11 protein-coding genes are annotated in these 12,297 nt (G+C 68.8%); 2 read left to right on the top strand and 9 right to left on the bottom strand.

The annotated features are described in order from the left end of the window. Positions 1-56: 56 nt before the first annotated feature. The 3 genes from ACFWFP_RS03205 to ACFWFP_RS03195 form a co-directional block, all read right to left on the bottom strand. Positions 57-2,330 (bottom strand): polyribonucleotide nucleotidyltransferase, encoded by a 2,274-nt coding sequence (locus ACFWFP_RS03205; protein ID WP_379292874.1) that lies wholly within the window; start codon positions 2,328-2,330, stop codon positions 57-59. 537 nt (positions 2,331-2,867) lie between these two features. Next, positions 2,868-3,137, bottom strand: coding sequence for a 30S ribosomal protein S15 (gene rpsO / locus ACFWFP_RS03200; protein WP_056811493.1), 270 nt, complete (start codon positions 3,135-3,137; stop codon positions 2,868-2,870). Between the two features lie 126 nt (positions 3,138-3,263). Next, entirely contained in the window at positions 3,264-4,232 is a 969-nt protein-coding gene (locus ACFWFP_RS03195; RefSeq protein ID WP_379292873.1) for a bifunctional riboflavin kinase/FAD synthetase, read from the bottom strand. A gap of 101 nt (positions 4,233-4,333) precedes the next feature. Here ACFWFP_RS03195 and ACFWFP_RS03190 point away from each other — a divergent pair, with 101 nt between their 5' ends. Beyond that, on the top strand, positions 4,334-5,095 hold the full coding sequence (locus ACFWFP_RS03190; RefSeq protein WP_379292872.1) for a metal-dependent transcriptional regulator: 762 nt from the start codon (positions 4,334-4,336) through the stop codon (positions 5,093-5,095). Between the two features lie 3 nt (positions 5,096-5,098). On the opposite strand, the gene ACFWFP_RS03185 is transcribed toward ACFWFP_RS03190, so the two are convergent. The 3 genes from ACFWFP_RS03185 to ACFWFP_RS03175 all read right to left on the bottom strand — a co-directional run bounded on the left by ACFWFP_RS03185 (position 5,099) and on the right by ACFWFP_RS03175 (position 7,670). Then, entirely contained in the window at positions 5,099-5,917 is an 819-nt protein-coding gene (locus ACFWFP_RS03185; protein WP_379292871.1) for a hypothetical protein, read from the bottom strand. A 102-nt stretch (positions 5,918-6,019) separates the two neighbouring features. Further along, positions 6,020-6,442, bottom strand: coding sequence for an EF-hand domain-containing protein (locus ACFWFP_RS03180; protein WP_379292870.1), 423 nt, complete (start codon positions 6,440-6,442; stop codon positions 6,020-6,022). Positions 6,443-6,554: 112 nt separating this feature from the next. Beyond that, positions 6,555-7,670: a LuxR C-terminal-related transcriptional regulator gene (locus ACFWFP_RS03175; RefSeq protein WP_379292869.1), complete on the bottom strand. Its 1,116-nt coding sequence runs from the start codon at positions 7,668-7,670 to the stop codon at positions 6,555-6,557. Positions 7,671-7,906: 236 nt separating this feature from the next. On the opposite strand from ACFWFP_RS03175, the gene ACFWFP_RS03170 reads away from it, so the two are divergent. Beyond that, positions 7,907-9,382, top strand: coding sequence for an FAD/NAD(P)-binding protein (locus ACFWFP_RS03170; RefSeq protein ID WP_379292868.1), 1,476 nt, complete (start codon positions 7,907-7,909; stop codon positions 9,380-9,382). A gap of 63 nt (positions 9,383-9,445) precedes the next feature. Here ACFWFP_RS03170 and truB read toward each other — a convergent pair whose 3' ends face one another. The 3 genes from truB to ACFWFP_RS03155 all read right to left on the bottom strand — a co-directional run bounded on the left by truB (position 9,446) and on the right by ACFWFP_RS03155 (position 12,162). Beyond that, positions 9,446-10,378, bottom strand: coding sequence for a tRNA pseudouridine(55) synthase TruB (gene truB / locus ACFWFP_RS03165; protein ID WP_379292867.1), 933 nt, complete (start codon positions 10,376-10,378; stop codon positions 9,446-9,448). Beyond that, positions 10,378-11,049, bottom strand: coding sequence for a 4'-phosphopantetheinyl transferase Npt (gene npt / locus ACFWFP_RS03160; RefSeq protein WP_379292866.1), 672 nt, complete (start codon positions 11,047-11,049; stop codon positions 10,378-10,380). Before npt ends, truB begins: the two co-directional genes overlap by 1 nt. A gap of 156 nt (positions 11,050-11,205) precedes the next feature. Then, positions 11,206-12,162 (bottom strand): metallophosphoesterase family protein, encoded by a 957-nt coding sequence (locus tag ACFWFP_RS03155; RefSeq protein ID WP_379292865.1) that lies wholly within the window; start codon positions 12,160-12,162, stop codon positions 11,206-11,208. Positions 12,163-12,297 lie beyond the last annotated feature (135 nt).

Below are 12,297 nucleotides of genomic sequence, written 5' to 3'. Positions count from 1 at the left end.
CGACAAAACCCCCGCCGTACAACGGCGGGGGTTTCGGCAATCAGCCGCAGCGATGCCTACTCGGCTTCGGTGGTCTCCTCGGCGGCGGCCGGCTCGGCCGCAGCGGCCTCGTCCTCGACCGGGACGAGCGAGATCTTGCCGCGGTTGTCGATATCGGCGATCTCCACGCGCAGCTTGTCGCCGACGTTGACCACGTCTTCGACCTTGGCGACGCGCTTGCCGTTGCCCAGCTTGGAGATGTGCACCAGACCGTCGCGGCCCGGCAGGAGCGATACGAACGCACCGAAGGCGGTGGTCTTGACGACCGTGCCGAGGAAGCGCTCGCCGACCTTGGGCAGCTGCGGGTTGGCGATGGCGTTGATCAGGTCGATCGCGGCCTGGGCCGACGGCCCATCGGTCGCACCGACGAACACGGTGCCGTCATCTTCGATGGAGATGTTGGCGCCGGTTTCCTCGGTGATCTGGTTGATCATCTTGCCCTTGGGCCCGATGACCTCGCCGATCTTGTCGACCGGGATCTTGATGGCCGTCACGCGCGGGGCGTAGGGGCTCATCTCGTCCGGGTCGGTGATGGCCTCGGCCATCACGTCCAGGATGGTGGTGCGGGCATCGTGCGCCTGGTTCAGCGCACCGGCCAGTACCTGCGAGGGGATGCCGTCGAGCTTGGTGTCCAGCTGCAGGGCGGTGACGAAGTCACGGGTGCCGGCAACCTTGAAGTCCATGTCGCCGAAGGCATCCTCGGCGCCGAGGATGTCGGTGAGCGCGACGTAGCGGACCTCGTCCTCACCCTTGTCGTTGGTGATGGTGTCGGAGACCAGGCCCATGGCGATACCCGCGACCGGCGCCTTCAGCGGCACACCGGCGTTGAGCAGCGACAGCGTCGAGGCACAGACCGAACCCATCGAGGTGGAGCCGTTGGAGCTCAGCGCCTCCGAGACCTGACGGATGGCGTAGGGGAACTCCTCCTGCGAGGGCAGCACCGGCATCAGCGCACGCTCGGCGAGCGCGCCGTGGCCGATCTCGCGGCGCTTCGGCGAACCGACGCGGCCGGTCTCGCCGGTGGAGAACGGCGGGAAGTTGTAGTGGTGCATGTAGCGCTTGGAGGTCTCCGGGCCGAGCGAGTCGACCTGCTGCGCCATCTTCACCATGTCGAGGGTGGTGACACCCATGATCTGGGTCTCGCCACGCTCGAAGATCGCCGAACCGTGGGCGCGCGGGATCACGTCGACCTCGGCGGAGAGCTGACGGATGTCGGCCAGGCCGCGGCCGTCGATGCGGAAACCATCGGTGAGGATGCGCTGACGCACCAGCTTCTTGGTGACCGAGCGGAACGCGGCACCCAGTTCCTTCTCGCGACCGGTGAAGTCCTCACCCAGACGGGAGAGCACCTCGGCCTTGATCTCGTCGATGCGGGCCTCGCGGGCCTGCTTGTCGGCGATGCTCAGCGCCTGGTTCAGCTCGACCTTCGAGGTGCCCTCGACAGCCTCGAACACATCGGGGCCGTACGGCGGGAAGAGCGGGAACTCCTGGGTCGGCTTGGCAGCCAGCGCGGCCAGGTCGGCCTGGGCGCGGACCAGACGCGCGATGAACGGCTTGGCGGCTTCCAGACCCTCGGCCACCACGGCCTCGGTCGGGGCCTGCGCACCGTCTTCGATCAGCGCGATGACCTTGTCGGTGGCCTCGGCCTCGACCATCATGATGGCGACGTCGCCGGTGTCGGTGACGCGGCCCGCGACGACCATGTCGAACACGGCGCCTTCGAGCTGCTCGACGGTCGGGAACGCGACCCACTGGCCACCGATGAGGGCGACGCGGACGCCACCGATCGGGCCGGAGAACGGGATGCCGGACAGCTGCGTCGACGCCGAGGCGGCGTTGATGGCCACCACGTCGTAGAGGTCGGCCGGGTTGAGGCTCAGGACCGTGACGACGACCTGGATCTCGTTGCGCAGACCGTCGATGAAGGTCGGGCGCAGCGGCCGGTCGATCAGGCGGCAGGTCAGGATCGCGTCGGTGGAGGGGCGGCCCTCACGACGGAAGAACGAGCCGGGGATGCGGCCCGCGGCGTACATGCGCTCTTCGACGTCGACCGTCAGCGGGAAGAAGTCGAACTGGTCCTTGGGGTACTTGCCGGCGGTGGTCGCCGACAGCAGCATGGTCTCGTCGTCGAGGTAGGCGGCGACCGAACCCGCGGCCTGCTTGGCCAGACGGCCGGTCTCGAAGCGGATGGTGCGGGTGCCGAAGCTACCGTTGTCGATCAGCGCGACCGACTCGAAAACTCCGGGCTCGACCTCGACCGCAGTCGAAGGGCGTTCAGTTGTCTGCGTCATATTCTCTTCTCTCGACCTCTCGTCTCGCTGGAGCGCAGCACCATGTGGGCGCGAACCAGCTATTCGTCAGCCGTACCGGACACGGACACGTGGAAACCCTCCTGGCTGCCACGCGCAGCACCCGGCCGGATCCCCTTGGCTGGAACATTCCACAAGAGGGGCGACGCGGAGGCGATCATCGATCGAAGCCCGACGGCGGCGAGAAACGCCTGCCGAAAGGCCACTACCGAAGACCGACGCCACGCGGACGGATGCACACGGCTGTCACATGTTGTAATGCAGCCGGGAACCCGATGGTCCCCGAATACACGAATAGCCAACGAGAAGAAGTGTACTTCTTCCCGTTGGCTACCCGCCGACCGCCTCCACCGGGAGGCGTGTCAAAGAAACGCAACCACCGCACCCCCGACCCCGAGGAGGGGCCGTTCGCGGCCGGCCCGCTGTTGCGGTGCCGGGGCGTAGGCGACGAAGGAGCAAGCCGCGGTGCCGCAACAGCGGGCCCTCAGGGCCGCGAACACCGCGCGCCAGCGCGCAAAATTATCGACGCAGACCCAGACGCTCGATGAGCGAGCGGTAGCGGTTGATGTCGTTGGCCTGCAGGTACTTCGACAGGCGGCGACGACGACCGATCAGGGCCAGCAGGCCGTGCCGGGTGTGGTGATCGTGCTTGTGCTGCTTCAGGTGCTCGGTCAGGTCCGAGATCCGCTTCGACAGCAGCGCGATCTGCGCCTCCGGCGAGCCGGTGTCGGTGGGGTGCAGGCCGTATTCGGCGAGAATCGCCGACTTCTGCTCAGTGGTCAGCGCCATGTGGCTCGACTCCTATTTTTCAGTTCCGCGCTCGAAGGTCCGGTTACCCGGGATGGGCGCCACCGCGGACCGCAGCAAACCCGAGGAGCCACCTTACACCCCGACGGGGGTGAGGTTGCACCTGCCTCAGGCGTCGGCGGCGGTGAGGACTTTGCGCGCGGCTTCGACATCGCGGCCCATGGCCTCGACCAGATCGTCGATGGTGTCGAATTTGCGCATCCCGCGCAGTTGTTCGACGAAATCGACACCGACGTGCTGGCCGTAGAGATCGGCCTCGCCGTCGAGAACGAACGCTTCGACGGTCCGTGAGCGGCCCGAGAACGTGGGGTTGGTGCCGACCGAGATCGCGGCCATCGCGCGCTCGCCGGGTGCGGCGTTGCCGATGGCCGGGCCCGCCCCGAGCACAGTGAACCAGCCCGCGTACACCCCGTCGGCCGGAATCGCGGCATGCATCGGCGGGGCGACGTTGGCGGTCGGGAATCCGAGCCCGCGACCACGACCGTCGCCGTGCACGACGACACCTTCGACGCGATGCGGACGTCCCAGCGCCTCGGCGGCCGCGGCCATATCGCCTGCGTCGACACAGGCCCGGATGTAGGTGGAGGAGAAAGTGACGGCGTGTTCGCCGAGCAGGGTCACCCCGTCGACCTCGAAGCCGAACCGCTCGCCGAGTTCGCGCATCGTGTCGACGGTGCCCGCGGCTTTCTTCCCGAAGGTGAAATTGTCGCCGACCACGACCTCGGTGACGTGCAGACGTTCGACCAGCAGGTCGTGCACGTATTCGGACGGGGTGAGCTTCATGAATTCCTGGGTGAACGGCATCACGCAGAACACGTCGATCCCGAGCTCCTCGGCCAGCTCCGCGCGGCGGGTCAGCGTGGTCAGCTGTGCGGGATGCGAACCGGGTCGCACCACTTCCATCGGGTGCGGATCGAAGGTCATCAGAACCGAGCGCACGCCACGCTTCTCTGCCGCGGCGACCGCGCGGCTGATCAGCTGCGCGTGCCCCCGATGTACCCCGTCGAACACGCCGATCGTGAGAACGCAACGCCCCCAGTCCGCGGGCACGTCGTCGAGACTTCGCCATCTCTGCACAGAGCGAAGCCTACGCAAAGCGGTGCCCGAACAGAATTCCGGTGTGATCGGATCGCCGGTGCGCGGCGTGCCGGTTCGCCGATGTGTCATTCGGGCCAGGGATGCCTAACATTGGTGAGGTGCCAGCCAAACGAGATGTCGCGACCCGCAGCGCGCTCACGCAACCCGCCGAGCAGGCCGAACTCGCCGCGACGATCGTGCCCGAACTGTCGGCGGTGGCACAGGATTATCTGAAGGTCATCTGGACCGCCCAGGAGTGGTCGCAGGAGAAGGTGTCGACCAAGTTACTGGCCGAGCGGATCGGCGTGTCGGCCTCGACGGTGTCGGAGGCGGTGCGCAAGCTCACCGATCAGGGCCTGGTCGAGCACGCCCGCTACGGCGCGATCACCCTGACCGAACACGGCCGTCGCGCCGCGGTCGCGATGGTGCGCCGGCACCGGCTGATCGAGACCTTCCTGGTGAACGAACTCGGCTACGGCTGGGACGAAGTGCACGACGAGGCCGAGGTACTCGAACACGCCGTCTCGGATCTGCTCATGTCCCGCATCGACGCGAAACTCGGCCACCCCGACCGCGACCCGCACGGCGACCCCATCCCCTCCACCGACGGCGCCGTGCCCACTCCCCCCGCCCGCCAGCTCAGCGACTTCGCCGCGGGCGAATCCGGCCGGGTGGCCCGCATTTCCGACTCCGATCCCGCGATGCTGCGCTATTTCGACTCCGTCGGCATCGCGCTCGACACCACGATCGAAGTAGCCGAACGCCGCGATTTCGCCGGCACCATCGCCGTCCGCATCGCCTCGTCCGAAGCCCCCACCGAGCTGGGAACCCTTGCCGCCGAAGCGATTTGGCTCACCGCTTAGTGATCAGCAGTTGAAGTAGGTACGGAGGCGGTCCGGAACGCCGTCGGCGACGGCGGCGGACCAGCAGATGTCGTGGGGGAATCCGACGTAGGTGGTCCAGGTTCCCGAGGTGCGAGTGATGACGCGCTGGTTGTCGCCGGGGGTATCCCAGCGGATGACACCCCACTGCCCGTCACAGTCGGCGATGGTGGCGACGGGTCCCGCATCGACGCCGAGTTCGGTTTCGATGGTGGATTCGGCGCAGGCGGGCGCGGGATCGGGTGGGGTGTCCTGGAAGCGCAACTGACCGGTGGCCGTGCCGCCCGCGGTGACCAGGAACAGCGAGTGCATGCCCTCGGGGACCGGGTTCGTTCCGGCGGACGCGGTCATCCCGAAGCGATAGCAACCGATTTCGGTGACGAAGGCCGCCCGGCCCTGCTCGTCGGTGACCCCGTCGCGGCGCAGGGTTTCCGCCGTCTCGCCGACGGGGATGTCGTTGCCCGACGGATCACACGGCTGCTGCAGCGACAAGTACACCGGCACACCGGGGACGGGGTTCCCGGACAACGTCACGGTGCGCAGCACCACGGTGCCGGTCGCGATTTCGGGTGGCCTCGCGGTCTTCGCCGGGGCGGTGGGCGCGCCCACGGACGGCGCGGGGACGGCGCCAGGGCGACCGGCGGGCGTGGCGCCGGGCGTGGTGATCGAGATCGGCGCGGTGATCGAGGTGGCCGGACGCGCCGCGCTCGATCCCGGCGTCTGCGGATCGCCGCCTCCGCATGCCGCGACCACTACCGTCACACCGGCGACGGCACCGATCCAGATCGTCCTGATCGCAGCCATGGTCTGCCCCTCCGACGCGAAAGCCATACATCCTCGCTATCGCCCGTTCGGAGCCGGGTGTTATCCGCCGTCCAGCGCCCCTGACAGGGGAACACGGCACCGTCAGCGCGACAGGAAATCCAGCAGCACCCGGAATTCGGGGAGCGAGAGGTAGCCGTCGCCGTCCTGATCGGCGGCCGCGAGCAGGTCGGCGGCCGGTTCGTCGATACGCCCCGCACCCACGTGACGGATCAGCGATTCCAGCTCGGCGACCGAGATCCGGCCGTCCGCGTTGGTGTCGAAGACCCGGAACGCCGCGTCGGCGTCGGTGACGTCGATCCGCCCCTCGACGACGGCGGCGTCGAATTCGGCGCGGGAGACGAGGAAATCACCGTTGGTATCCGCGGCGGCGACCATCCGCTCGACGGCCTCCCGGTCGACATCGATTCCCGCCGACCGGATTCCGTCGGCGATGTCGTCCACCGACACCAGTCCGTCACCGTCGCGATCCCACAGTGTGAACGTGTCGACCGACTCTGCACTCATTTCACGATCCCTCTTCCACGGCCGGCCACCGGCCGGTTTCCGCCACTCTACGGATTCGCCGGAGTGGCTGCGGCGCACCGGGAGTCGGCCAGGCCGTCCGCGAGCGCGGCGGTCAGCCGGCGTGCCCGTCGAGGACCCGCAGCGTGACCGATTCGGCCGCCGGTTGCCGGTATTCGGTGAACAGGGCCGCGACGAGCTCGCCACGGCTGGCGACACCCGTCTTGTCGAAGATGGATTTCACGTGGTCGCGCACGGTGTGGGCGGAGACGAGCAGGTGCCGGGCGATGGCGGCGGTGGACAGTCCCGCCGCGATGAGTTCGGTGACCTCCAGTTCACGGCGGGTCAGTTCATAGGCGGCGACGATGAGCGCGGCGACGTCGGAGGGCGCCGCGTGTTCGATCACCAGCACCGTCGTGGCCGCTTCGCCGTTCGCGTCACGCAGACACGAGGCGTGGCAGACCAGCCACTGGCCGGTGAGAGTGCGAATGCGGATGCGGGCACTGTCGCCGGTGAGCCGCGCGCGTCCCGCGGTGCTGAGGATCCAGACCGGCAACGGTAATTCGAGCCCGGCGCCGGTGGTCGTGGACGGACCCGGCGGCATCAGCGCGAGCAGCTCGCGGGCCTCGTCGTTCACCGAGACCAGCGCGCCGTCGGCGCCGAACAGCAGCAGGCCGGGCGCGTGGATGCCGCCCGAACCCGTGGTCGCCGGTCGGGCGAAGCCGCGCAGACGCCGTGCCATCGGGGCCGACACCGCGTGCAGCACCGCCACCTCGGCGGCGGCGAAGGCTTGTCTGCCACGTTCCCGGAACAAGCTCACCTGCCCCCAGCTCTGACCGTCCACGCGCAGCACGGCCCGCAGTTCGTCACCGAACCCGCGGGGTCGCATGAAACCTCGGTACAGCGGGCTCAGTGTCGGCCGGTCGCCCGTCACCGCGCGCAAACCGGCCACCGGCACCGGCGCCACGGCCAGATCGCGGAACAGGTTGACGTGTTCGGCGAAAAGCTCTGACTCCCAGTAGGTCCCGCAGCCGCCCTCGTGCAGGTTCTCCACCCGCACCGGCGCGGTGGTCAGCCCGTTGACCGGATCGGTGGCCACCCACACCGCGGCATCGAACCCCACGGACCGGCGCAGTCGGGTGGAAGTCCGCTCGAACAGCGCGTGCGCATCCGGCGCCGCGTCGATCCCGCGGAGCAAGGCGGTCATGGCGGGCGAAGCCGGGGCGGTCATGTGCCCATTGTCGCCGCGTTCAGTGCTCGGGACCATCCCACGATCGAGGGGGTGCCTGTGGCGATCCCGCACCGCCGAGAGCCCGCCTCCGAGGCACCCGGTGAGCCGCCGCATCCCGCAAACGCGGGATTTCGCGGCGGCTCCGGCGCGAGCACGCTGGTCACAGAGCGGGCACGACGTCGTGCTCGCCATCGAATGAGAGTGCGCGGCAACGCCCTCCGAGGACAGGAGTCGATATGCGAATCGGGATCATCGGTGCGGGAGTGGCCGCGGTCGGCTTGCTCGACGCGCTCGCGTGTGCCGACGGCGCACCGGGCACGATCACCGTGTTCGAGGGGTCCGCGGCGCTGTGGCGCGGCCGGGCCTATCAGCGCGATGTGCCCGCGGTGCGCGTGAACGCCCCGCCCCCGCTGATGTCCGCACGGGCGAGCGATCGTGGGCATTTCCAGGACTGGCTCGCGCAGCGACCGGATGCGAGGCGCTTCCTCGACCCCGGGTTGGGGCAGCCGATCGTGCCGCGCGCGATGTACGGCGAGTACCTGGAACAGTCGGCGCGGGCGTCGATCGACCGGTTGCGGCGCGACGGATGGCAGGTCGACGTCGTGAACGACCGGGTCACCGGCGTCGCGCAGCAACAGCCGGTGGTCCTGCGCACCGGGGGCGGCGTGAGCTATCCGGTGGATCGCGTGGTGCTCTGCGTCGGCAGCGGCCGTCCCCGCGACCAGTACGGACTCACCGGCGCTCGCGGCTATCTCGATGAGCCGTATCCGCTGGCGCGCACCCTCACCGAAGTGGAACCCGAGGCCCGGGTAGCCGTGATCGGCAGCGGCCTGACCGCGGTCGACATCACGGCGGCGCTGACCGAGAACGGCCATCGAGGTCCGATCACGCTGCTCTCGCGCAGCGGGATCCTGCCGTTCGTCCAGCAACGTCCACGACCGTTGTCGCCGCGCCATCTCACCCCGGCCGCCGCAGTGGACCTGGCGGCGCGCGGAGCGGTCGAGTTCACCGAGGTGGTCGCGCTGCTACGGGCCGAATTGGCCGACCTGGGTGAGGATTTCGACGAGTTCGCCGCCGAGATCCGCGCGACCGGCTCCGAGGACCCGGTGCTTCGCCTACGCCGTCAGCTCGCCGAGGTCGACTCCACCCGGCTGGGCCGACGCCTGCTCACGATGGCGATTCGCACGATGGGCCCGATCCTGTGGCCTGCGCTGACCGACGCCGACCGGATGTTGTTGCGGACCGAGCACTACCGCACGATCAGCAGCCTCAGCTCACCGATGGTCCCGCACAACGCCGAAATCCTGCTGCGCCTGCTGGATGCGGGCCGGGTCCGGTTGCGCACGGGACTCACGGCGATCGCGGCGGGCGACACCGGCTTCACGCTGACCGGCGAATCCACCTGGACGGCCGACATCGTGATCAATGCCGTCAACCCGCCCGCCTATGTCACCCCGCAGGACACCGAGTCGCTGATGGCGCGCCTGCTCGACAGTGGCACAGCGCAACTCGCGCCCACCGGTGGCCTCCTTGCCGAACCACGCACACGGGCGCTGCGTGCAGGCACCTGGCACGTCCTCGGCAACCTGGCGGCGGATTCGATGTTCATCGCCACGAACCCGCCCGGCCTCGCCGCGCAAGCGGCACTGCTGGCCGAGCACCTGACGAAGGAAGCAGGATTGCGGCGCGAAGCGCTGCCCGTGAGTATCTGACCGCTGTCCGGCAGGCGGTTTCCGGCGGGCGGTTTCCGGCGGGCTCGCCCGGCAAGGAGCTCGTCAGTCGCCGATTCCTCGCGGACGCACCACCATCACCGAGCCCGCGCGTTTGCCGCTCTCCTCCAGCAGTGCGATAGCCCGGCCCCGTGGGTCGATCGCGGCATAGACGCCCTTGATGCCGACCGGCTCGAGCCAGCGGCCGGTCCGCAGGTCGGTGGCCTGCGATTCGTCGATGTCGCGAAGCGGGAACGCGGTGCGGACGGCGGCGTCGATATCGAGACTGAGCAGGGGCTGCTCGGCGTCGACGGCGGCCGCGAGTTGTTCGAGGGTGCGGGCGTGTTCGAGGGTGAAGGGACCGACCCTGGTGCGGCGCAGGGCTGTCAGATGCCCGCCCACACCGAGGGCCGCGCCGAGATCGCGGGCCAGAGCGCGGATGTAGGTGCCGGAGGTGCATTCGACCGCCACGTCGAGATCCACGAACTCACCGTCGGCGACGTCGCGTCGGGCCAGGATGTCGAAGCGCGACACCGTCACCGGGCGGGCCGCCAGTTGCACCTCTTCGCCGGCGCGCACGCGCGCGTAAGCCCGTTCACCGTCGACCTTGATGGCGCTCACCGTGGCGGGGACCTGCTCGATGTCACCGGTCAGGGCCGCGACACCGGCCGCGATCTCGTCGTCGGTGACGTGCAGCGCGGAGGTGGTCGCGGTGACCTCGCCCTCGGCGTCGTCGGTGTTCGTGGCCTGGCCGAGGCGGATCGTGGCGGTGTAGGCCTTGGTGGTGAGCAGCAGCTGGCCGAGTAGCTTCGTGGCCCGCTCCACCCCGAGCACCAGCACCCCGGTGGCCATCGGGTCGAGAGTGCCCGCATGGCCGACCTTCTTGGTCTGCAACAGCTTTCGGCTGCGCGCTACGACGTCGTGGCTGGTGAGACCGCTGTCCTTGTCGACGATCACGAGACCGCCGAGCTCGCCGACCCGCGACACCCGTGCCGCCATCAGCCGTGCGCGATCGCGGTCAGGATCAGCCCGTCGGCGATCAACCAGTTGCCGTGGAACTCGGTCAGCGCGGCGCCGCCGTCATTCGTCAGCCCGGGCACGAGCACCTTCGTATGAAAGGTGCCCGAACCCGCATCGTCTGTGCGGGAGTCGATCTCGAAGGTGATGTGCGCGTCCTCGAAACCGAGCCAGCGCAGCGTGAGCGGGAACCAGGCCTTGTAGGTGGCCTCTTTGGCACAGAACAGCAACCGATCCAGGTGCAGGCCCTCCCCGGGCGTGTCCGACAGCCACTCCCGTTCAGCGGGCAGACTGACCGAATCGAGCACTCCCTCGGGCAAAGTGTCGTGCGGTTCGGCGTCGATACCGACCGAACGGAAACGCAGCGAGTGCGCCATCGCGGCGGCACGGTAACCGTCGCAATGGGTGAGGCTGCCGACGATGCCGCGCGGGAACAACGGCATGCCGCGTTCGCCCTTGCCGATCGCGACAGGCTGTTCACCGAGCTGTTCGAGGGCGAGGCGAGCACAGTGCCGGGCGCCGATGAAATCGCGGCGCCGCTTCTCCACGGCTTTGGCGATGAGGTGTTCCTCGGCCGGATGCGCCGTGAGATCCTCCGGGAACACCAGCAACTCCGCCGACGCCACACTCCTCGGCAAAATCCTCTCCAGCACTGCTTGTCCGCCTCTCCGCGTCCTGTGGCCAGACCTCGGCGCTGGTTGGGTCAGCGTCGAGGTCTGGCGGTACCGGGGTGGGCGGGTGTGCTCGTGCCCGGTGAGTTACCGATGTTCTTACGAAATCAGGCGTGGGGTTCTCGTGCAAATTCGCTGTCAGATGCCGCGCCTGCGCTCGGCCTTCTCGCGCATCTCGGCGGCCGCGGCTTCCATCTCCGGGGTGACCTTGAAGTGGCCGCCCCAGGAGTTCAGGTCGCCTTCGGCATAGACCGGGTCGGGCAGGATCTGGCGCAGCAGCGGTTCCGGCATGCCTCGGCGTTTCCATTCGCGGGGGTAGCCGAGGGAGACCTCTTCGAAGCGGACGCCGTCGTAGTAGGTGGTGCGGGGGATGTGGAGGTGGCCGTAGACCGAGCAGACCACGTTGTAGCTGGTGTGCCAGTCGGCGGTCAGGTCGGTGCCGCACCACAGCGAGAACTCCGGGTAGAACAGGATATCGGTGGGCTGACGGACCAGGGGGAAGTGGTTGATCATCACCACCGGGGTGTCGGCGGGCAGCGCGTCGAGGCGGCGCTGGGTGTACTGGACGCGGGCGTGGCACCAGGCGTCGCGGGTGAGGTACGGGTCGGGGGCCAGCAGGAACTCGTCGGTCGCCACGACATTGCGTTCGCGCGCCAGCGCCAGACCCTCCGCTTTGGTCTTCGTGCCTGCCGGTCGCCACGAGTAGTCGTAGAGCAGGAACATCGGCGCCACGGTGACCCGGCCGCCGTACTTCTCGGCGCCCGGACCCGTCCACACCGGGAACGGGTCCTCGGGAGTGACGACATCGAGGTCACGGCACATCGCGACCAGATAGTCGTAGCGGGCGGCGCCGTGCATCTGCACCGGGTCCTTCGGCGTGGTCCACAGCTCGTGGTTGCCCGGCACCCAGATCACCTTGGCGAAGCGGCCGCGCAGCAACTCCAGCGCCCACCGCACCTCCTCGGCCTTCTCCCCCACATCACCGGCGACGATCAGCCAGTCCTCGGGCGAATCGGGAACGATCTGCTCCACCACGGGCTTGTTGCCCTGATGCCCCACGTGCACATCGCTGACCGCCATCAACTTCGGAATCACCTGTCCACAGTGGCACACCCCGGGCGCGCGGCACCGGCGGGTTCACCCCTGCGCGTCGACTGCCTCGGCCACCAGGAGATCTAGCAGCCCAGGAAACCGCGCGTCGAGGTCGCAGGACGACGGACCTGCGATTGC

It is taken from the genome of Nocardia sp. NPDC060249, assembly GCF_042728755.1.
Taxonomy (GTDB): Bacteria; Actinomycetota; Actinomycetes; order Mycobacteriales; family Mycobacteriaceae; genus Nocardia.
Note: the sequence above shows the minus strand (reverse complement) of the source record. Positions and strands in the feature narration are given on the sequence as shown.